General features: G+C 46.9%; 20 protein-coding genes. 14 read left to right on the top strand and 6 right to left on the bottom strand.

What is annotated here, in order from left to right:
* Nucleotides 1–42: 42 nt before the first annotated feature.
* The 11 genes from pdxS (at nt 43) to C7379_RS04505 (ending at nt 13222) form a co-directional block, all read left to right on the top strand.
* Nucleotides 43–915 carry a pyridoxal 5'-phosphate synthase lyase subunit PdxS gene (gene pdxS / locus C7379_RS04455; protein ID WP_116616174.1) on the top strand — a complete coding sequence of 291 codons (873 nt, stop codon included), beginning with the start codon at nt 43–45 and terminating at the stop codon, nt 913–915.
* Nucleotides 912–1472, top strand: a complete 561-nt coding sequence (pdxT, locus tag C7379_RS04460) for a pyridoxal 5'-phosphate synthase glutaminase subunit PdxT (RefSeq protein WP_116616175.1) — start codon at nt 912–914, stop codon at nt 1470–1472. The genes pdxS and pdxT overlap by 4 nt, the downstream gene beginning before the upstream one ends.
* 312 nt (nt 1473–1784) lie before the next feature.
* On the top strand, nt 1785–4385 hold the full coding sequence (locus C7379_RS04465) for an SLBB domain-containing protein (protein ID WP_116616176.1): 2601 nt from the start codon (nt 1785–1787) through the stop codon (nt 4383–4385).
* Between the two features lie 20 nt (nt 4386–4405).
* Nucleotides 4406–5740 carry a lipopolysaccharide biosynthesis protein gene (locus C7379_RS04470; protein ID WP_116616177.1) on the top strand — a complete coding sequence of 445 codons (1335 nt, stop codon included), beginning with the start codon at nt 4406–4408 and terminating at the stop codon, nt 5738–5740.
* Nucleotides 5728–7020, top strand: coding sequence for a glycosyltransferase (locus tag C7379_RS04475; protein ID WP_116616178.1), 1293 nt, complete (start codon nt 5728–5730; stop codon nt 7018–7020). The genes C7379_RS04470 and C7379_RS04475 overlap by 13 nt, the downstream gene beginning before the upstream one ends.
* 11 nt (nt 7021–7031) lie before the next feature.
* Nucleotides 7032–8093, top strand: a complete 1062-nt coding sequence (locus C7379_RS04480; protein ID WP_116616179.1) for a Wzz/FepE/Etk N-terminal domain-containing protein — start codon at nt 7032–7034, stop codon at nt 8091–8093.
* The gene (locus tag C7379_RS04485) at nt 8094–8759 is read left to right on the top strand and encodes an acyltransferase (protein WP_116616180.1); all 666 of its coding nucleotides are present in this window, start codon (nt 8094–8096) and stop codon (nt 8757–8759) included.
* Nucleotides 8756–9904, top strand: a complete 1149-nt coding sequence (locus C7379_RS04490; RefSeq protein ID WP_116616181.1) for an EpsG family protein — start codon at nt 8756–8758, stop codon at nt 9902–9904. Before C7379_RS04485 ends, C7379_RS04490 begins: the two co-directional genes overlap by 4 nt.
* 20 nt (nt 9905–9924) lie before the next feature.
* Nucleotides 9925–11019, top strand: coding sequence for a glycosyltransferase (locus tag C7379_RS04495; RefSeq protein ID WP_116616182.1), 1095 nt, complete (start codon nt 9925–9927; stop codon nt 11017–11019).
* On the top strand, nt 11016–12149 hold the full coding sequence (locus C7379_RS04500) for a glycosyltransferase family 4 protein (RefSeq protein WP_116616183.1): 1134 nt from the start codon (nt 11016–11018) through the stop codon (nt 12147–12149). Before C7379_RS04495 ends, C7379_RS04500 begins: the two co-directional genes overlap by 4 nt.
* An 11-nt stretch (nt 12150–12160) precedes the next feature.
* Entirely contained in the window at nt 12161–13222 is a 1062-nt protein-coding gene (locus C7379_RS04505; protein WP_116616184.1) for a glycosyltransferase family 4 protein, read from the top strand.
* Between the two features lie 29 nt (nt 13223–13251).
* On the opposite strand, the gene C7379_RS04510 is transcribed toward C7379_RS04505, so the two are convergent.
* Nucleotides 13252–14373, bottom strand: coding sequence for a glycosyltransferase (locus tag C7379_RS04510; protein WP_336469917.1), 1122 nt, complete (start codon nt 14371–14373; stop codon nt 13252–13254).
* Nucleotides 14374–15003: 630 nt separating this feature from the next.
* On the opposite strand from C7379_RS04510, the gene C7379_RS04515 reads away from it, so the two are divergent.
* The gene (locus tag C7379_RS04515) at nt 15004–15669 is read left to right on the top strand and encodes a sugar transferase (protein WP_116616185.1); all 666 of its coding nucleotides are present in this window, start codon (nt 15004–15006) and stop codon (nt 15667–15669) included.
* Between the two features lie 26 nt (nt 15670–15695).
* Here the strand turns inward: C7379_RS04515 and C7379_RS04520 are convergent, their stop codons facing one another.
* Together C7379_RS04520 and C7379_RS04525 are read right to left on the bottom strand one after the other, a co-directional pair.
* Nucleotides 15696–16133: a lipocalin-like domain-containing protein gene (locus tag C7379_RS04520; RefSeq protein ID WP_116616186.1), complete on the bottom strand. Its 438-nt coding sequence runs from the start codon at nt 16131–16133 to the stop codon at nt 15696–15698.
* Entirely contained in the window at nt 16130–17704 is a 1575-nt protein-coding gene (locus C7379_RS04525) for a capsule assembly Wzi family protein (protein WP_116616187.1), read from the bottom strand. The genes C7379_RS04520 and C7379_RS04525 overlap by 4 nt, the downstream gene beginning before the upstream one ends.
* 225 nt (nt 17705–17929) lie before the next feature.
* Between C7379_RS04525 and C7379_RS04530 the strand changes: the two genes are divergently transcribed.
* Complete coding sequence (locus C7379_RS04530) at nt 17930–19006, top strand: hypothetical protein (protein WP_116616188.1); 1077 nt, start codon at nt 17930–17932, stop codon at nt 19004–19006.
* A gap of 530 nt (nt 19007–19536) precedes the next feature.
* Here C7379_RS04530 and C7379_RS04540 read toward each other — a convergent pair.
* On the bottom strand, nt 19537–20043 hold the full coding sequence (locus C7379_RS04540) for a histidine phosphatase family protein (RefSeq protein ID WP_116616190.1): 507 nt from the start codon (nt 20041–20043) through the stop codon (nt 19537–19539).
* A gap of 183 nt (nt 20044–20226) precedes the next feature.
* Here C7379_RS04540 and C7379_RS04545 point away from each other — a divergent pair, with 183 nt between their 5' ends.
* Nucleotides 20227–21054, top strand: coding sequence for an HdeD family acid-resistance protein (locus C7379_RS04545; RefSeq protein WP_116616191.1), 828 nt, complete (start codon nt 20227–20229; stop codon nt 21052–21054).
* Nucleotides 21055–21313: 259 nt separating this feature from the next.
* Here C7379_RS04545 and udk read toward each other — a convergent pair whose 3' ends face one another.
* Nucleotides 21314–21970, bottom strand: a complete 657-nt coding sequence (udk, locus tag C7379_RS04550) for a uridine kinase (protein ID WP_116616192.1) — start codon at nt 21968–21970, stop codon at nt 21314–21316.
* Between the two features lie 55 nt (nt 21971–22025).
* Nucleotides 22026–22550: a uracil-DNA glycosylase family protein gene (locus C7379_RS04555; protein ID WP_116616229.1), complete on the bottom strand. Its 525-nt coding sequence runs from the start codon at nt 22548–22550 to the stop codon at nt 22026–22028.
* Nucleotides 22551–22754 lie beyond the last annotated feature (204 nt).

Genomic DNA, 22754 nt, shown 5'->3' on the forward strand with positions numbered 1-22754 from the left:
GTTTAGCTTTGCGGACAAACCATAAATTAATACAATCATACAATGGAAGATAGAACAACTCTTAACCGCAACTTGGCACAGATGCTCAAAGGCGGTGTGATCATGGACGTGACAACCCCCGAGCAAGCGCGCATAGCCGAAGACGCTGGCGCATGCGCCGTAATGGCTTTAGAGCGCATCCCAGCAGACATCAGGGCAGCTGGTGGCGTGTCGCGCATGAGCGACCCACACATGATCAAAGGTATCCAAGAGGCCGTCAGCATACCCGTGATGGCTAAATGCCGCATAGGCCATTTCGTGGAGGCGCAGATATTGCAAGCCATCGAGATAGACTACATAGACGAGAGCGAGGTGCTCTCTCCGGCCGACGATGTTTACCATATAGACAAACGCCAATTCAGCGTACCATTCGTATGTGGCGCCAAGGATCTCGGCGAGGCCCTGAGACGCATTAGCGAAGGCGCGACCATGATACGCACCAAGGGCGAGCCCGGCACCGGAGACGTCATTCAGGCCGTGCGCCACATGCGCATGATGCAAAGCGAAATACGCCGCATCACCTCACTTAACCACGATGAACTGTACGAGACTGCCAAGACGCTGCGCGTGCCGTTTGAATTGGTGGAATATGTACATGACAACGGCAAGTTGCCAGTGGTCAATTTTGCCGCCGGAGGCGTGGCCACCCCCGCCGACGCAGCCTTGATGATGCAACTTGGAGCCGAGGGCGTGTTCGTGGGCAGCGGCATATTCAAGAGCGGTGATCCCGAGAAACGAGCTCGCGCCATCGTGCAGGCCGTGACAAACTATGACAATGCCAAGATGCTGGCCGAGCTGAGCGAGAACCTCGGTGAGGCTATGGTGGGCATCAACGAGAGCGAGATACAAATACTGATGGCCGAGAGAGGAAAATGAGAATAGCCATTTTAGCACTGCAAGGAGCGTTTGCCGAACACCAGCAAACGCTTCAGAAAATGGGCATCGAGACCTTTTTGGTAAGAAACCTGTCAGACTGGCGGCAACCCAAGGACGGACTTGTGATACCGGGGGGCGAGAGCACCACGATGATGAGGCTTGTTCGCGACTTGGGGTTGTACGAGCCCATCAGGCAGGACATCATCGACGGCCTGCCCACGTTTGGCACTTGCGCTGGCCTTATCATGCTTGATGGCGAGCATTTGGGCACCATGAGCATAGACGTGAGACGCAACGCCTATGGCCGACAGCTCGGCAGCTTCGTGACAAGAGCCGAGATGAGAGGCGTGGGCGAAGTGTCGATGGTCTTCATCAGAGCACCATATATAAACAAGGTGGGCAAAGATTGCGAGGTCTTGGCCATCGTAGACGGACACATCGTAGCCGCGCGACAGGGCGACCAGTTAGTCACGTCGTTTCATCCCGAGTTAAGTGATGAGACCGCCGTGCACCAATATTTCATCGACATGTGCCAAGATCGAGCCAAACGCAAATAGGCTGAAACCGCACTCATAACATGGAACCCAATGGGCTGATAGCCCACCATGATATGTGGCGAGCGCATACGACACACACTAAATTTCAAAGAGCAAAGGCATCGTATAAGAAAAATATACGATAGCTTTTGCTCTTGTTGGTTATAGTTTTGCCATCATCATACACCCAGCGCATATAAACCTTGTAGTTAGAAGTGATACAAAAACATATCAGATTTGCTTCGTTGCAATTTTTTTTGTCGTAACTTTGCACAACGCCCACAATATTTTGATAAAAAGAAAGTTTAAATTATAATTAAGAACTTAATAAGAATGAAAAAAAACATCGTTTGTATCATACTGTTGAGCTTATTGCCATTAAGTTTATGGTCACAATCGTCCATGACCGACTCGCAAGTAGCCGAATTTGTGCAGAAAGAAACAGCAAGAGGAACCTCGCGGGCACAGATAGTGACAAAGCTGATGCAGAGCGGTGTGGATATAACGCAAATGCGACGCGTTGAGAAAAAATATAAGCGCATGATGAATAACGATGGTTTGGGGGATGCGAGCCAGACCACCAAGGGAAAGAGCCGCATGCGCGCCAACAACTCACAGGACAAGGAATACGACAAACAGGCCACGGAGACAGAAACAGAGAAACGCGCCACCACCACCACCCATCGACTGCAAGGAAACACAAAGTGGAAAGCGCAATACAACGAATACGACCCTGACTTCACGCAAATGCAGGTGGCGCTCGACAATATGACCCCCACCGACTCTTTGAAACTGCTGAGAGACATCCTAAGCCACAAGGAACAAGAAAAAAACAAGGTTTTCGGGCGCGACGTCTTTAACAACAAGGACCTGACTTTCGAACCAGCCATGAACATCGCCACCCCCCAGAACTATAGGCTGGGACCGGGCGACGCGGTGATTATAGACATATACGGTGCGTCGCAAAAAACGATAGATACCACTATATCGCCAGATGGCGATATAGTGATAGAAAACTACGGACCCATCCAAGTGAGCGGACTGACCGTGGCCCAAGCCAACCGCCGTATACGCAGCATGTTGGGCACGAGATACCAAAGCAGCCACATAAAGATTTCTCTGGGGCAGACACGCACCATATCCATCAACGTGATGGGCGAGGTGAAAACACCCGGCACCTATACCTTGTCAGCATTTGCCAGCGTGTTTCACGCACTGTACATGGCAGGCGGCACAAACGACATGGGAACGCTACGCGCCATCAAAATATATCGCCACAACCGATTGGTAAGCGTATGCGACATCTACGACTATATCCTAAATGGCAAGATGAGGGGCAACGTGCGTCTGGCTGATGGCGACGTGATCATCGTGGGACCATACGATTGCTTGGTCAACATATCGGGCAAGGTGAAACGCCCCATGTTCTACGAGATGAAAAAGAGCGAGAGCGTGGAAAGCCTGCTCAAATACGCGGGTGGATTTACGGGCGACGCCTACACCAAGTCGGTACGCGTAAATCGCAAGACAGGACGCGAGCGCGCGGTATTCAACGTGGAAGAATTTGACATGAGCAGTTTTCGCGTGGCGGATGGCGACAGCGTGAGCGTGGACTCCATATTGCCCCGATACCACAACACGGTCGAGGTGAAAGGAGCCGTGTTTAGACCTGGGATGTATCAATTAGGCGAAAGTATCAACAGCGTGCGCACACTGATAAAACACGCCGAGGGATTGACAGAGGAGGCCTTTACCTCTCGAGCCGTGATGCACCGCATGAAAACAGACCGAACGCTGAAAGTGATAAGCGTGGACGTGGATGGCATAATGAGCGGTCGCGTCGCAGACATACCACTGAAAGAAAATGACGTGCTCTTCATACCCAAGAAACAAGAGGCCATGACAGAGCGTACGATAACCATACACGGCGAAGTGCAATACCCCGGCATATACAAATACGCCGATAACGAGACATTGGAAGACTTTGTGCTGCAAGCCGGCGGACTGAAAGAGACGGCGTCTACCGTGAGAGTGGACGTGGCTCGCAGGGTGAACAACCCCAAAGCCCTAACCACAGATAGCATCATCGCACGCAATTACAGTTTCGCGCTGAAAGATGGCTTCGTGATTGACGGCGAGCAAGGGTTCGTGCTACAACCCTTTGACGAAGTGTACGTGCGCAAGAACCCCGCCTACTCAGAGCAACAAAACGTGACCATTGAGGGAGAGGTGATTTTTGGCGGCACATACACCCTAAACAAGCGCAACATGCGACTCACCGACCTGTTGCAGGCAGCAGGTGGGGTGACAGACATGGCCTATATCCAAGGGGCGCGCTTAGAACGCATACCAAACACGGCCGAACGAGCACGCATGGAAGCAGCCTTGAAAATGCAGCAAGAACAGTTGCAGCAACAACTCCTCTCGCTTGCGTCGAGCAGCAACAACGCCGCCAATATACAGCAAATAGGACAACAGGCATCATCGACACAGCTTAAGAAGTTTGAGGTGCCCAACACTTTCCCCGTTGGCATAGAGCTTGACAAGGCACTCGCTAACCCTAAGAGCGACGCCAACATCGCGCTGCGAGCTGGCGACCGCCTCATTCTGCCCCAATACACCGCCACCGTGAAGATTAATGGCGCCGTGATGTATCCGAACACCGTGGCTTACAAAAAAGGAAAAAATCCAAGATATTACATCAATGCCGCAGGCGGTTTTTCTCAAAACGCATACAAGAGCAAGGCTTTCGTCATCTACATGAACGGCATGGTGAGCAAGGTGAGCCAAGGCGCGAAAATCCAGCCAGGATGCGAGATCGTGGTTCCAAGCAAGATCTCACGCAAGATGAGCATCGCAGAAACCATGAGCCTTGGAACCGGCATGGCCAGTATCGCCGCGATGATCGCGACGATAGCGAACGTGACAAAATAGAGAAACAACCTGTATATCTGATGAGTATAATCAGAACAAAGAATGAGCGTAACAAGATGCTACGCAACAACATATTAGGTTCGGGAGCGCTGAAGTCTATCGGACTACTTACCTCTTTGCTTATAGTGCCAGTTACAATCAATTACTTAGATAATGAAGTATACGGCATATGGATGACTATCAGTTCCATGCTTTTCTGGATAGGAATTTTCGATATTGGCTTAGGCAATGGCATGCGCAATTATCTAGCAGAATCTATATCAAATGGAGACTATAAAAGAAGTAGGAAATATATTAGCACTACTTTTTCACTATTATCCATTGTGGCAATCGTTATATTTCTAATGGCACAGATTCCAATGTCATTAATGAATTTTAATTGGCTGTTTAATACCACGCACATTGACAACACCACTTTACGCGATGCGTTATTTGTAGCCATTTCGTTCACCTTGCTCAACTTTGTGCTGAAAAATATCGGGTTGGTTTTCGTGGCACTCCAGAAATATGCACTCAATGACTTGCTGAATGTATTAGGCAATGTTATTTCCCTGCTCATTATATACCTGCTAACCAAATTCACAACCGGCAACCTCCTTTATGTAGTGCTTGTATATACAGGTACTTATACTTGTATATACCTATTCGCTATCTTTCCTACATTTAGACATTATCCACAACTCAAGCCTTCATTAGCAGATTTCGACAGAAGCATAGGCAAGCAAGTTATAAGCAAGGGATTAGGATTTTTTATCATACAAATCACAAGCTGCCTTTTTATTTTCGGAGCTGCCAATGTTTTCATTACACGCTTTTGTGGGCCATCACAAGTGACTGTATATAACATTGCCTATAAGTATTTCAATCTTTTGGTCATAGCCTATACAGTTCTTATATCTCCCATGTGGAATGCTTATACAGATGCTTATGTGAAAAAAGATTGGATTTGGATAGAAAAAAATTTTAAACGATCATTACGTTTTTGGCTACTCTCTGTAATGGGAGGCCTGATCATGTTGTTGTTAGGAAACTCTTTTTACTATTTATGGGTAGGCAATAAAGTCGTGGTTCCACTTTCAGTTTCTATGAGTGTATTGGCCTATGTATGCTTTTTTAACTTAAATAACTGCGCAACCTATCTGATTAACGGTTTAAACAAAATCAGAATACAAATTATTACATCCGTAAGTTTCACGGTAATATATTTTGTGGCGGTTGTTTTTGTAGGTAAACAACATGGAATAGAGGGTATCGTGATAGCTATGGCGGCAAGTTATGCACTGATGGCCATTATCCATCTCTATCAGTGCCATCTGCTTATCCAAAACAAAGCACAAGGAATATGGAATCATTGAAACTGATAAGCAAAAACAATAAAATAAGCGTAATCACCGTTGTCTTTAATGATGCGAAACATATCAGAGAGACGATGGAAAGCTTTTTCTCACAAACGTGGGAAAACAAGGAATACATTGTGATTGATGGTGGTAGCAATGACGGGACTGTCGAAATCATTCGCGAATACGAAGAAAGGATAGCTTATTGGTGCTCAGAACCCGACAAAGGCATATACGATGCCATGAACAAAGGTATCGCACACGCAACAGGAAATTGGATCAACTTTCTCAATAGTGGTGATCTTTTTGCCGAGAAACAGTCGTTGGAAAAGACTATCAAATATACTCCAGACATTCAAAATGTAGCTGTTATCTATGGCAACAGTATCAAACGAGATGACGATACGGACATATTCCAAGAAGCATCTCAAAATCTTGAGGATATGCGGCATGGACCAATTTACCGTCATGGATCGTCTTTGGTGAGAACGGACGTGCATCAAACACATCTGTTTGATGTCTCTCAAGCAGAGAAATATGGTTTTGCCCTTGATTGGTTGATGATCTATAAACTTTATTCCAAGGGTTATAAGTTTAAGAAAACAAATGTTACAATTCAGATTTTCCTAACAAAAGGTATATCAAATCAACTGGAGCAGAGCCTCAAACACAATAGAATAATCGTCACAGGAAGACCTCTTTCCTGCATAGACAAGTTTAAAATCAAAAAGCATATAGTGGTTGAGCGACTGAAAATGAGCCTACCCTACAAGTGGATAGTCGCATTTGGAACCGAATATCTGCTCAACGACTGGTTACCACTCATCCCTTTTTGGAAACTCAGAAAGCCTTTTATGAAGATGCTCAAAATGAAAATAGGTAACGGGACTATTATCATGAAGCGAGTTTATATCATGACTCCGCAGAAAATCAGAATAGGAAGATACTCCCATATCAATAGAGGCTGCCTGCTCGATGGACGTGGCGGGATCACAATTGGCGACAATGTATCTATATCCTATCATGTGAACATCATGACAGGAAGTCACAATCACAACACCCGACAGTTCAGAGGAGTCTTTCTCCCCATCGTGGTTGAAGACTATGCGTGGATTGGAGTCAATGCGACGATATTGCAAAATGTAAAAATTGGTAAAGGGGCGGTGGTCTGTGCCGGTGCAGTGGTCACCAAGGATGTGAAGCCATTCACCGTTGTTGCTGGAGTGCCAGCTCGTTCAATTGGAGAGAGAAATCGTGATTTAAATTACCATTGCAAGTGGGATGTTCCCTTTACTTAAAAAAAACAAAAATGGAAGAAAACAAAATATCGCATGAAATCGACCTGTTGAAATTGGCCGGAAAAGTTTTAAAAGAATGGAAAACCCTTCTGCTCTTTATATTATGCTCGATGACTATTGGGATTATTGTTGCCTTGAGCACACCCAAAGAGTATAGTGCCAACGTGTTACTCGCTCCCGAATTGTCATCCGGTGGCCTGGGATTGTCGAGCAATTTGGAGGACATGGCCTCTTCTTTCGGATTTGATATCAGTGGCAAATCGTCCATGGATGCCATCTACCCAGAACTGTATCCAGATATTTTCCAGTCGACAGACTTTCTCTTAGGTCTGTTCAGCACACCCGTGAGACTCAAAGACAACCCCACCATTCGTTCCTATAAAGATCATATTCAGAACGAAACTAAGTTTCCATTTTGGTACTATCCTAAGCTATGGGTTGCCAATCTTCTGAAAAAGAAAACATCAACCAGTGAACAAGCAGGACAAAAAGACCGCTTTAAGATTTCCAAAATTGACTATGATCTTTGTAACGCTATTAGTAAAAAGATCCTCTGCAACATCGATAAAAAGACCAGCGTGATATCTATTTCGGTTTCCGATCAAGATCCATTGGTGGCTGCCATCATGGCTGACACACTACAAAACCGGCTTCAAACCTACATTACCAACTACCGAACGCAGAAGGCCAGAGCCGATATGAACTACTATAAAGCACTCACTGTCAAAGCTAAGCAAGACTATGAGAAAGCCCGTAGAACCTATGGTGGATACGCAGACGCCAATACCGATATAATCCTCGAGAGCTTTAAGGCCAAACAGGAAGATCTTGAGAACGACATGCAATTAAAATATAATGCCTACACATCTCTGAATACACAGTTGCAGGCAGCTAAAGCAAAGGTACAGGAACGTACTCCGGCTTTCACCATCCTACAGAAACCCATCATGCCTTATATTGCGTCAAGCATGCCAAGGAGCCTCATGGTAATCTTATTCATGCTCGTCGGACTCTTCCTTGATGTATTATGGATTCTCTACGGAAAAAACTATTTGAAGAAAAAAAAATCGTAAATGTCTATCGAACTGCTCCTCTCCTTGCCTAAAAGTTTCTATGTCTCGTGGCGCCTCACATCGTTTAAGGAGGCATTTAGACTCCCTGTTTTGGTGAGATTCAACACAAAGCTGATCTCACTGAAAGGCCATATGTCTATCCATTCGGCTCACAAGGGAACAACTCGGCTGATTATCGGTTTCAATTCCGTAGGCATCTATGACAAAAAATATTCCCGTTCCATACTCCAAATAGATGGGAATATCGCTCTCCATGGGAAATCCACATTCGGTCAGGGAGCCCGCATCTGCGTCATGACAGACGCACTTCTTTCCTTGGGCAATGGGGTCAACAACACGGCTGAAGGCGCTATCGTCTGTCGAAAAAATATCAAGATTGGGCAAAATTGTCTCATATCGTGGGAAACTGTTATCATGGATTCAGATTGGCATGCCGTCAGAGATCTCGATAAAAATATGTCCATGGACGACACTCAAGATATAGTGATCGGGAATAATTGTTGGCTCGGGATGCGTAGTGTGGTGCTTAAAGGAAGCCGAATAGCCCATGGAAGCATCGTTGCAGCTCAATCAACCGTGACCCACGCATTCGACACGCCCAACGTTTTGTTGGCAGGCACGCCCGCAATTATCAAAAAAGAAAAAGTGACGCTTCATAGACCATGATATATTCAATACCCTACAGCCTATTGGTCATATTTTTAGGCATCCTCGCCATGTTGTTGCATCAAAGGCGTGATGATCAGGACTTCTGCTATAAGTTGAAAATTGTGGGGGTGAGCGTTTATTTTGTGTTTTTTGCTTTTCGTGGCTTTATATTTACCGACTGGCTCACTTATTACATAGAATTCGACAATGTCAACTTAGATCTGCTGCTCCACTATGAGTTGGGCAAGAGTCGAGAGCCCTTGTTTCTCATCTTAATGCTGATAACGAAAGGGATTATCAACGATTTCCACTTCCTTATTTTTATTTGCACGGCCATCAACACTTGGTTGCTAATTACATTTTTCCGAAAATATACCGACAATATTTTTATATGCCTCGTGCTGTATTTGGTATTTGAGGGTTTTGGTATTTCCATCAATCTAATGCGTAATTCTATTGCCATTTTCATTTTCCTCAATGCTATAGAACACCTCGAAAAACGCCAGCCTCTACAATATTTCGGAATGTGCCTGATGGCCGTAGGATTCCATTTCTCTGCATTTGTCTATATTCCATTATATTTTTTTTTCCATCGAAAAATGAACAAATGGGGGTATCTAACAATATTGATAATGTGTAATGCCGTTTTTATCTTTCATATTCCTATATTCATGAGACTCATCTCCCTATTTGGCATCGGCGGAGCATTTCTTGAAAATAAAATCGACGTGTATTCCGAGATCGGAAATCGATTAGGATTCGGCATGGGATTTATCGAGCGTTTTATCACTGGCTTACTAGTGTTTCTCTATTATGACAAACTCAACAGCATACGTCCCACAAACAAGATATTCATCAATGGACTGATCACATATTTCATTTGTAGCTTCATGTTCAGCGAATTTACAGAAATCAGCAAGCGATTGGCCATGCTCTTCGTGTTCTCCTATTGGATTATCTGGGGCGACCTCATTAAATGTTTTGCCATCAAAAACAACCGACGTCTGTTCATTGCATATCTCTGCGTCTATTGCCTACTGAAGACAACCGTCACCATTAATCAACCAGTAGACCAATATGAGAACTTGCTGTTTGGCAAGACCAAGTCGTTTCAGGAAAGAAAGTATATATACGACCGAACCTTCGAAGAGCCCAAATACTGACCTCAACCAAGATTTACACCATGAGAAAAATACTTTTCGTGACATTTGCCAATCAAAGCGCCTATTCTGGTGGAGAACAATGTGCCAAAAGAAATTTGAAAGCCATTGAAGATATTTACGGGCAAGAGAATGTGACTGCCTATATTATCCGTCCTGACAATGCTGAGCGAAAAATTCGCGACAAGCTCGTAAGAATGGCCGAAATCATGAAATGCTATATGGGCGGATTGCGAAAGTCGGTGCTCAACGATATTATCCGTATAGTCAAAGAGCAACAGATCACGGATCTTTTCATAGACAGTTCGCAATTGGGTTATCTTGCCAAGAAGATCAAGCAGATAGCCCCAAAGACCAAGGTTTATGTCTTCTTCCAAAACATAGAATACGATTTTTTTTCCTCCACAACGCTTCACAGCTACGACTACCTACATCTCTTTTGGATACCCTTGTCTTTTCAAAATGAAAAATGGGCTTGCCGATGGGCTGACAAGGTGGTAGTGCTCAACCAGAAAGACTCCAGTCGGTTAGAAAAGCTCTATTACAGGCAGGCCAATGCCATCATTCCCATTACAATGGTCGACGACTACGCACCCACCATGGAAGCAATGAAGGCACCCACTTCAAGACCGCTCAGTGCTGTTTTTGTAGGTAGCTATTTCACGGGGAATGTCAAAGGTATCAAATGGTTTTGCCAAACAGTAGTGCCATGCGTCGATTTGCGCCTTACGATTGTGGGGGCAGGCATGGACAAGTTGGCCAACGACATAGCCCCGTCAGACAAAATAAGTATTCATGGTACAGTTCGAGACCTCGCCCCATACTATGAAGAAGCCGATGTGGCCTTGATCCCTATCACTTCGGGAGGAGGCATGAAAGTGAAGACAGCTGAAGCCTTGAAATATGGCAAGCATATCATCGGTACCCGGAATGCATTAGAAGGGTATGAGGGCGACAGTGAAATCATCACCGAATGTAATACGGCAGATGAGTTTGTTCAAGCCATTGAGAAGTATCGCAATCCATGGAAATTTCAGCCTAAGGCGAGACAACTGTTTCTCGAAAAGTATGCCTACGAGGCATCTCTACTATTGTTCCACCAACTCTTTCAATCATGAATGTACTTATCGATGGCCGGCCATTGGTCACCAGCAGTGCCGGCATTACGTTTTTTCTAATAAACAGTCTTCAAGCCTGGGCAGCGTCAAGCCCCGAAAATCTTTTTTATGTGGCTATTCCGAAGCCACTTAACAAGACGGTAGATACCACCGGCTGGCCCAACAATATCCATATCATAGAGAACCGATCCCCATTCCTTCGTCGACTCCCCAATCTGATTTGGCTCAACCTGATTATGCCATGGTTAGTGCGCAGACTGAATGCCGACCTTTATTTTTCACCCCTACCCTGCATTCCTTTCTTGCTGCCCCAACATCTATTTCGGCTCATTGTGGTGCACGATGTGGTCAATATTGAATATCAATCGACCATGCAGTGGACCAATATAATATCTAACGCACTGTTCTTCTCACGTTCGATACGCAAGGCTGACCTCATCTGGACCAACTCGCTTTATACCCGTTCAAAGGTGCAACAGTATTTTCCCAAACGGCGATGCCAACAGATTTTCACCGGATGCTCCGTCAACCGTACATTATTTCGTCGCCTCTCGCTCACCGAAGAAGACCGAGCCGCTGTCAAGAGTAAATACCGAATCAACGACCGTTTTATACTCTTTGTAGGCTCATTAGAGCCTCGCAAAAATCTTGGCTATCTATTGGGGCTTATGCCTGACATCTACGAGACCACCAAAGTGCAATTGGTTGTAGTGGGCGGCATGAGCTGGAAAAGCTCTGCCTTAAAAGACATTATCCAACAGGATGGATTTCCTCGCGAGAGCGTTGTATTCTGCAATTTTGTGCCTAACGACGATCTCGTCAAGCTTTACAACATGGCTGACAGTTTCGTATCGACCTCGTTGAACGAGGGGTTCGGCATGCCCCAATTGGAAGCCCTGTCGTGCGGCTGTCCCGTCATCACCTCACGAAACTCGGCCATGGCCGAGATAACAGAAGGAAAAAGCGGAGCTGTGGCTATCGAAGGCTACGATAGAAAACAATGGATCAGTGTAATCAGAAAGGTAATAGACCAACGACCCACTCCGAAAGATGACGAAATAAGCTCATACGACTGGACTTCGATCATCGCCAAACTGAAAGAGCGCCTGCCGTTCCACCGTAAACATTAAAAACAACCAATATGAAAATAGCGATAGATTGCCGCCTGATCGGCTCCAGTGGCATCGGGACTTTCATCGAAAACGTTGTGAACTACATGGTAAAATATGCGGATCATTCGTATGTCCTCATTGGGAACCCAGACTATTTAGCAACTTATCGATACCATTCGCATTGTCAAATCATAACCTGTACCCATCGTAGTTTTTCCCTCAAAGAACTATTATTTTTTCCAGTCGGGATCATTAACCAATGTGACGCATTCTACACGCCAAACTTCAATGTTCCCTTAGGTATCCATGTGCCTACCTACTCCACCATCCACGACATTGTAATGCTCGATACCGAACATTTCAACAACCGACTGAAACGCTTCATTACAAAGTTGTATCTACGTCATGCTCTCTACATCTCAAATACTGTATTCACTGTCTCTAAGTTTTCGCAAGAGCGCATCCGGTCCACTTTCAAAACTAACACTTCCATAAAGGTGGTGCCTAACGGAATTTCCAACGAACTTAGAAACTATGCAAATAACCACTTGGAAACTACATGGCGCAAGGGCATTGTTTTTCTCGGCAACCTGAAGAAACATAAGGGTTTAAGTACACTCATCCAAGCTTTCGACCTCTTGGTCCGCAACGGCCTTGCCAAACAGCTCACGGTTATAGGACGATTTGACTTTCGAACCAAAGACAAAGATATTATAAAAGTGCTTAAAACCCATCACGAACACATTCGTTTTGTCTCCAATGCCAGCAATTCCGACGTTTTCCACATGGTTTCTGAGGCTGAGCTACTTGTTTCACCCTCGCTTTACGAAGGCTTCGGAATTCCTCCCCTCGAAGCAATGTATCTTGGCACTCCTGTCATCATCTCCAACATACCAGCATACCAAGAAATCTATCGAGACCTACCTGTCACCTTTTTTAAGGCAGGAGACGCTAAGGACTTGTTTGAGAAAATACGAGATCACAGTCCCCACGCACTTCACATTAGGGGAAAAATAGACAAGCTCTACAACTATCAAATGGCGGCAAAGCGTATAATAGACGTGATCTATGAGCAACGGCATCCACAATAAAACGTAAAAATCAAAACAACAGAAACTTTCTAAAACAACGACTGATAAATTTTGCGGCATCCATCAATCATCTCGTCAAATTGAAATATCTCTTTATAACGACGCGATGCACCCTGCGACAACCGCTTTCGGAGGCTCTCGTTTTCCATTATTGATACCAAAGCTTCGGCCAAGGCATGACTGTCCGCGACTGGCACATTCAAGCCCGAAACACCATGCGCATTGACCCACGACACACCTGACCCAGGAATGTTAGTGGCGACAATAGGCTTACCACACGACATAGCTTCCAATTGAACAATAGCAAATGCTTCAGTTCTCAAAATAGAACTCAAACAAAACAGGTCGCATGCCTGGAAATAGTTAGGCAGGTCTTCGTCTGGCACACGTCCAAGAAGCTTTACCCTATCACTGAGTCCATAGATATCAATACGATCTTGAAGTTTCTCCCGTAACTCGCCACCGCCGCCAATAAGCACTACATAGTCATCGGAAAGCTCGCGAGCCGCATCGACAAGGTACTCAAAACCTTTATAGCGCACCAGCCGACCTAACGAAAACACAATGTGCTTTCCCGGATACTGGGCTCGAATCCGTGCCACTCTCTCATCATTCCAAACCACAGGATGAGTACCGATGGGCAAATAAGTACATTTTTTTTGAACAGCCTGTAGATGTGGAGATTGCTGAACATAGACAGGAGTGGTACCCACTACAACCGCTGCACGTCTGAGCAGCCAATTTTGCAGGGGCATATAAAGCCGTAGGAGAGACCTCTGGGATAGAATATCACTGTGCCAATGAACCACCACCTTGCCTTTAAAGCCCGACAATAGCAATGCTAACGCAGCCATTGGATCGGGATGATGTACATGGATGATATCGTAATTGCGACAAATACGTCTCAACTCAATTATCATCTGTATAGAAATCATTGTGGAATATTTTTTTAGCAAAGATTTCTCACAAATAATATGAGCATTCGAAGCCACTTCCAAAACTCGTCGCGATGCTCCAACCACTGCATTACAACATAGCATATCACAGATTAAGCCTTGCTCAGATAGTCCTTGCAGCAAGTCAACCATCACCCTCTCAACACCACCAGAAACTGGATAGAATTTGCCTAACTGAAGTATCCTCATTAACATTTCTTTTGTGCAAAGGTATTGAATTAATTATAAAAAATCACAAGAAAAATGTATAATAGTATTGAGAATTGTTTATTTGCTACTTAACAAAGTTACTCTGAATGAAAATTCTACGTCAAAAAATGATAATCCCTATCTCTTTCATAGTATTGGCAACCACTCTCGTCTTCTTGCCGCTACCACTGATGTCAGATCCGTAAATCAAACTAATTCAGGCGTTCCCTTTGGCCAATATATAGCATGAAACCTCTTTATTTAATTAATTTGCCAGATCAACAGAAGTGGCAATGGGCCAAACAGCCTCTTTCCAGTTTATACTACTTTCTCCCAAATTCCTTAAAGAAATATATCAAGACAAAAAAATCCGCAACGAGCGGTTCAACTCTGTAATAACATCATAAAGGACTGGGACAACAATGAAACAAACCTTGTTAAATCTTAAAACACAAGGCATCTCTGTTGCTAACTGCTCTCTGCAAAACAAATCGAAGATAAGACTAAATTAGCCATAAAATTCAAATAAAATATGGATAACGATATAATAAAAATGAGCCTTTCGTGTTTTAATATAATAGAATGCACTATAACAATAAGAAACTTTAACAGAAGTTATATTACAAACTTAATCCAATGTTCGACAACATCCTTTCAAGTACTATATACAACGACGACATTGCCAACAAACGGTTCATTCCCGATGGGATGAATGAATTTGAGCGTAATGTTAAGCGTGTCTTTGATTTTCTTACAGCCATTGTCTGTATAATCATTTTCTCTCCTGTATTTCTTATTTGTTATTTTCTTGTCAAGCGAGAGGATGGTGGGCAAGCCATTTTTCGGCAAGAACGCATCGGACGTTTTGGACGACCGTTCACCATCTACAAGTTTCGCAGCATGCGAACAGATGCCGAGAAACACGGACCGCAACTGTATGGGCACGACAAAGACGACAGAATGACCAAGATTGGGCATTTTCTCCGCAACCACCATCTCGACGAGTTGCCCCAGCTATGGAATGTTGTTAAAGGCGACATGGCTTTCATCGGTCCACGGCCAGAGCGAAAATATTATATAGACCAGATTGTCGAGCGTGACCCAAGGTATGTTTACCTTTACCAAATCCGCCCGGGTGTCACGTCTTACGCCACCCTGTACAATGGCTATACCGATACCATAGAAAAGATGCTCAAGCGCTTAGAGCTTGATCTTTATTATTTGGAGCATCGATCATGGTGGTTCGACGTGAAAATATTGGTGAAGACATTCATCAATATCGTATTTGGGAAAAAATTCTGAGGTTTCGTCATCATCAGGTTTTCAACCTAATATTTTCTGAACGTCAGTCTTAGCGTCTCGCTTCTAAGAATCATCCTTTGGCTGGTGAGTTGCTCCACCACGAACAATTCCTCCAGCTTGCTCATGCCGTAAAGTCTCAACCGGTCCACGTTGGTCACGGACACATCACCAGCCTCACGATCGTTTATCCTCGCGTCATAAATTTTCAATTTGTTGTCGTTCAGCGAGAACCTGAAGATATATCGCTCACCATTCGCGGTGGCGTTCATCTGCAGCATGTTGCCTTGCACGGCATAATACACGCGGTTTGCCGTCGTCTCAAGGATGCCTCCCGTGGCCAAGGTGTCCACGCGGGTCATTTGCCACAAGCCGTCCAACTTGCCGTTTCTTGATGTATCGACCCATTCACTACAAGCAGTCAGTCCCACCAATATCAATGCGAACGCAAAAAACAATTTCTTCATAAGTTGAATACCCCCGATTTTGTAACCGTAAATTGAAAACCAAAATTATTTCCTATCAGCGTGCCAAAGTCCAAGCCACAGGCCGCCTTCATCTGCCAATGTCTTGGAAAACAGTATGTGGTCTCCATCATGAGGCTCGTGTTGCGTCTCTTGTCAGTGTAAGGCTTGTCGTAAGTGCCCCACCCCGTCTGCCAGGTTATCATAGCCCGATAGCCTATGCGCTTCGTGGGCTGGCCATCAAAGGCGAGATGCCACGCCACGAACCGGTTGTTCTTAAATTCTATTCTGCCATCATCATTATAAATGGGCGATGTGTACAGTGGATTGCCCATAGCCTGCCCCCAATGTTGCCACCCTGTAAAGATATAGTGATTGTAGAAATTGTCTCGCCCGCCCAAATGATCAGGCAGTCCCATCGAGTGGTCGTGGTAGATGGGGCCGCTCTGGTATTTTGTGTAGATATATTCCAGCACAATGTCGCGCAGCCAACCGCCGAACTTAAAATTTAGCTCGGCACCCACCATCACGTCTTTCAGGTCGTACATGAAAAAGTGGTTGCGCTTCCTCACGTTCCATTCTTCACCCACGCCATATCCGTCATAATCGAGGAGTAACATAGACGAGTGGTCCTCGAAAAACTTATCCGCGTACACGCCCAAACGCCATGAATCCGTATCGTAGTTTACGCGTGCCACCCAGCTACCCAACACGTCTCCCTCTGCGTTTTCATACACAGTGCCTTTCTCCGGCACATCCTCTCCACCGGGAACAAAGGCTTTCAAAAAACTTTTCAATCCCGTGGCGTTACGTATCGTCACCAAATGGCCATTTTCGTCCATGCGACAACTCTTGCCGCCAAACAGCGTGGCCATCTCCAAACCCACCTCCACCGACAAGGGCAAGAACCTGTCCTCCTCACTGCCTATCTTCAGGTAGCCCGCCTTGCTATGGTAAAGCGCATCTGCCATGTACTTCGATTTTCCACCCGTGAACCGTCGCTGCCAGCCATCGTCAGTCATCTTGCCGTACGCTATGTGCCCTTTTAGGTGCAGCCACCTGCCCAATGCGGGTATCGTCCAATACTCGGGCAGGGCCAATCGCACCTGCGGCACCGGGCGGGCGTTCACTCCCAGCGTTTGCGACCCAGTGCTCAGCCGGTTGTTTTTCAGTTCCATGGCATACTCCTTGGCACCCACGGTCAGCGTTCCATGCAGCCATCGGCCCTCCACGAATACTTGCTGCGCCATCACGTCAGCGGCATGGTTAAGGGCCAAAGCCATGTCCACGCCATATCCACAACCCCATCTCCGGGCTGAGTCAGCACTCAGGGGTCGTACCACTTGGCATCGCCAATAGCCGTTCACGGCGTCTATCGACGACAGTCCATGCTTGTTGGCATTGAGCCACAATGGCGTGTGCCCATCAGACACAGATGCTTGCGCCTCTATCTTGTAATGGATATTCTTGCCCAAACACAATTTTTCGCGCTCGGTGTCATATTGTCGGGTATATTGAGCCGCCACATTTTGGGTCGCCAATATCATGGCGAGAAGTATAGGCAAACGGTTCATTCTTCAATGTTATAAATCCAACGATTATTTTATATAGTACCACGTGGGCATCCGTCCCACATAGCCTAACGTAACCTTACATTGCAAAGATAATGCTTTTTTAGGGATTTTCCCCCACCTACATAGGGAAAAACCTTTCCCACCCTGTCACGATATGGTTATCTTTGCAATATATAGCAGGGAGAAACGCTCCTTGAAGCTGTTGAACCACAAATTATCAAGGATATGAAAAAATTAGCATTAGCATTTGTAGCATTGCTCGCCATCACCATCCAAGCATCGGCTATGAGCTATGAGCAGGCCCGCGAGCAGGCCTTGTTTCTCACCGATAAAATGGCTTACGAGCTCAATTTGACCGAAGACCAGTATGAGGCCGCTTACGAGATAAATTTAGACTATCTTATGGGCATAGAAGATTATACAGACCTTTATGGCGCATATTGGACACGCCGTAATCTCGACTTAAGCTATATCCTGCTCGATTGGCAGTACCGCACCTATGTCAACGCGACCTATTTTTATCGCCCACTCTATTGGAATGCAGGCTACTGGCATTTCGGTGTATACGCGCGCTATCCACATCGCGACTATTTTTATTTTGGAAGGCCACGCTTTTATGTAACCTATAATGGCTACCACAGTTGGCATAGCAATGGTGGGCGCAGTTGGTATCGTGGCCGTAGTTTTGGTGGCAGGTACTCCAATGGCGCGGCTCGAGTAGGCATGCGCGACGGCTTTGATCGGGGCGATTTTGGCCGTGGCACCCGATTCTCGTCTAATGGCAATCGGTCTTTTGGCAATGGCACCCGTCGCATAGATGCCGACACACGTTCCTTCGGCAATGGCAACGGTCGTTTTGGCTATAGCAACAGGTCGTTTGGCAACGGCGATCGTCGATTTGACGGAGATACACGCTCATTTGGCGGTGGCAATCGTCGCATGGGGTCCAGTTCACGCTCGTTTGGTTTCGGCCGTCGTTCAGATGATCAGCGCTACGGAAGTCCACGTTCGTTTGGGCATGGCTCCTTTGAGGGAAGTCCACGTTCGTTTGGACATGGCCGACAGAGCAGTACCCGTTCCACTGTCACTCGCCCCAATTCTAACCCATCGTTTGGCAGAGAAGCACCTCAATTCACAGCCCCACGACGCACGTTCACACCTCGTAACAGCAATGGCTCGCAATCATTTGGCAACCGTCCTTCCATCCGTCAGCCTAACGCGCCAGCTCGCTCTTTTGGCGGTGGCAACGGCGGCAGCTCTAACAGCCAGTCCACGGGTGGTCACTTTGGTCGTGGCAGATAATATCGACAAACAATTCCAGGCATGCGTGCCTATAATCATTGGTCGTGCATAGTCTCCACGCGCGGCCATTTTTAGTAGGTGCCCACCTTGTTCCACCGTGTTGTTTGTCAATAAAACATCACAAAAAACAGCACTTCCAAACACTTAGTTTTAGCACGCTCCTAAATCCATCACGGCATACATTGCATTCGTTTTGCCACCGCGTTCACGGTGTCGGCTCTGCCTTGAAGCACCATTCGCACTGCCAAAACTATCTAAACACGAGCTGATTGCAACCCATTCAGCTTGCCTTTAGGCCTTATTCGCATCTCGAATAATGGCTAATGGCAAGCCTATCAAAAAACTTTCGAGACAACACCGGCTTGAAAAATGCACAACATTCTATAATACAACCAATTACAAAAAACTCAAATACAGCGCGTATTTGCGCCCAGCCGGCAGTCCATTTGCAAATACGCCAAGCACACGATGGCTTTTGTCGTATTTTTTCAACGCCGTATTCCCACGGCCAGCACCGATTGCACCAAATCTCACAGCATGAGTACGCGCACCTCAGCATTGCCCATCTTGCGTATCTCTCCCATGGGTTTGTCAAAGTAGACACTCTGAATGGCCTTGTTGATGATGCCATGCCCCACGGCCAGCACCGTGCGCCCGGGGTAGGTCTCCTTGAGCCACGACATAAAATCGCGTGCCCTACCCCTCATGCGCTCCAAACTCTCAATGTCTGGCGGCCATTCCGCATCTCGCAGATCGGGGATATACCTGCCGGTGAACCCTCCCCAATCACGCTCCCTAAGCAATGGCGTGGTGACCACAGCCTTGCCGTGTGGTTCGGCGACAATCTCGCAAGTATGCACCGCTCTGCGCAAGTCGCTCGCCACAAACACGTCTATGCGCTCATGGCTCAGTGCGTCTCTCAACGCCCTGGCCTGCTCGATTCCCTCGTCGCTGAGCCGCCCGTCTGTCTGCCCCTGCATAATCTGGGCCTTGTTCTCCACAGTCTCACCGTGCCTTACCAACAATAATTTTACCATCGCGCGTTTTTTAGATAGGTGTTAAAAAATAAGCGTATAGCGTGCACCACCGTTTATCAACGTGTTTTCGGCTCACGAGCCGTAAAATTACAAATTATATGTGACGATGCCTTGTATATTCAAAAAAATAATATAAATTTGCAAAAGAATACCTATAGATATCCCCAACTAAATTTTCTAACAATGAAATTACTCCAAAGCGGCATATTCCGTGCCATCTGTTCCATCATCGTCGGCGCACTGCTTGTGAAATATCGTGAGCAGACAATGACATGGCTCACCGTGGCCATAGGCGCACTTTTCTTCCTGTCGGGCCTCATCAGCTGCATCGTTTATCTCGCGGACAAACGCAACAGCGACAAAACTCAAGTTTTCGACTCTGAGGGGAAACTCATCCAAGGTGGCAAGCCCAATTTCCCCCTTGTGGGTATTGGCAGCATCGTGCTTGGTGCAATATTGGCCTTGGCGCCCAACTCGTTTATCAACGGACTAATGTACGTCCTCGCCGCAATTCTCATTCTTGGTGCCATCAACATGTTTTACAATCTCGCCTCCATCACACGCATAGCCAAGATAGGCGTGGCATGGTGGGTGGTACCCATATTGCTGTTGGTCACAGGCGTTATCATCATCGCCAAACCCACCCTTCTTCCGGCCTCTGCCCTGTTCATCATAGGCTGGGCCATGATGGTTTACGGCGTGATAGACCTCGTCAATACCATTAAAATTCAGCAGGTGGTCAAAGCCTACGACCGATCGCTCAAGGCCCAAGAGGCCACCGCCATAGAGGTGGAAGACATTGCGCCAGCCGACCCCGCACCTATGGACCAAACGGCCTTGGAATCAGGTGCTCAAGCCACGGGCAATGATACGCCCGACGTATCCAAGGATGGGGCTGGGAGAAACGACGATCAACCCAGCGACTCCACCACAAGAACCATTGACCACAACGCCCCGAACCAAGATTGGTCTACGACCACAAGTGGCACGCTCAACAAGCCGACCAACTGATTTTCACTACCGCTCCAACGAGCGCCGTAGCTCAACGCGATGGCCACGCAGTGCCCACTATCAGTAGAGGAGGCTGCGTGGCCATCGGCGTCTTATCGTCCATGTGCGCATCGAGCGCACTATTGAACGTTTCGCACATACCTTGATTTTCACAATTTTACGTCACGTCGCGCCATTACATGTTAAGAATAGCCGTATCACCGCAAGGCAAGGCGATCTCGACGAGACGGTTTGACCCGCTCGTCACGGAATGAGGTGGCTACTGCATCGCCCCCGTAAGCTCTGACTTCGAGGCCAACCCCTCAATATATTTGCACAATATGCCTATGCCTTTAAGGTTCTCGCCGCCCTGCGGTATGATGAGGTCGGCATAGCGTTTGGTCGGCTCGATAAACTGCTCATGCATGGGCTTGAGCACCTTGAGATATCGCTCCACCACCATCGACACCGTGCGGCCACGGTCTATGGTGTCGCGCTGGATGTTGCGAATGAGGCGCTCGTCGGGGTCTGTGTCTACGAAAATCTTGAGGTCCATCATGTCGCGCAACTTCTTGTCAATAAGGGTCATGATGCCCTCAATGATGATAACGGGCTTGGGCTCTATGTGAATGGTCTCAGGCAGGCGGTTGCTCAGCAGATAGCTGTAGGTGGGCTGCTCCACGGGATGCCCCTTGCGCAACTCATTGACGTGCTTGATGAGAAGCCTCCAATCAAATGCGTCAGGGTGGTCAAAGTTGATGGCCTTACGCTCTTCGTCTGTCATGCCCGTGGTGTCATTATAATAGGAATCCAAGGGCACCACGACCACATAGTCTGGTGGCAACGCCTCCACAATCTTGTTGACCACGGTGGTCTTGCCCGAGCCGGTACCACCGGCTATGCCAATGATGGTGATATTGTCTGTTTTTGCGTCCATAGTGTATCTGTTGACTGTTGTTTTTATATGCTATAGCATGTTGAGGTTGCGAGCTTTACAGCAGGCCGATGTCGCCAAACATCTTTGCGTAGTACTCAGCCTTGGCCTCCAGCCTCATGGGATAGGCCCTCGACGAGCTGGGCAGGCGGTATAACGACAAATCGCGACCATCAAACTGGAAGTCTCTATGGTCGCCCATCCTCATGCCCTTGGCATCGATGCCATAATGCTCGGAAAATATGCGGGTGGCCAATTGTCCGGCTGCCACCACGGCCCGGCATTGTGGCAACGCACGCAGCATGCCGTCGAGGTCTGCCTGCCGCACCACCTCGAGGTCCTTGTCCGATGCCGTACCCTTGGTGCGGCGCACGCGCAGGCAGGTGTCAAAGATGGCTATGCCCTTGTTTTGTAAAAATGCTTTCAGCGGTTCAAGTCGGTAAGTCTTGCGCTCCACGTCCACGAAGCGCAGCTTGTCGCCAAAAAAGCAAAGGCCAACGATGCGCCACATGTCGTTGGTGAAGTTGGGATAATACCACGGTATGCACCAACGCTTGGGCGCCGGGGGAAACGTGCCAAGCATGAGAAGTTTGGCGTTGGGTGGCAAAAATGGAACAAAGGGGTGGACTTCCACGCCACCCCGTTCCTCTTTTTGAACCAAATCACACGCGGATTTGGATATCTCGGTAGTTTCTGACATCAACTTTTGGTTTTCAACGTCCGTGCTTTCTGGCTGTCAGCGAAGCGTGCCTTTTCGCTCCACGCACCGGAAACACGCATGCGGAGT

Source organism: Hallella colorans (genome assembly GCF_003096815.1).
In the GTDB taxonomy this organism is placed as follows: domain Bacteria; phylum Bacteroidota; class Bacteroidia; order Bacteroidales; family Bacteroidaceae; genus Prevotella; species Prevotella colorans.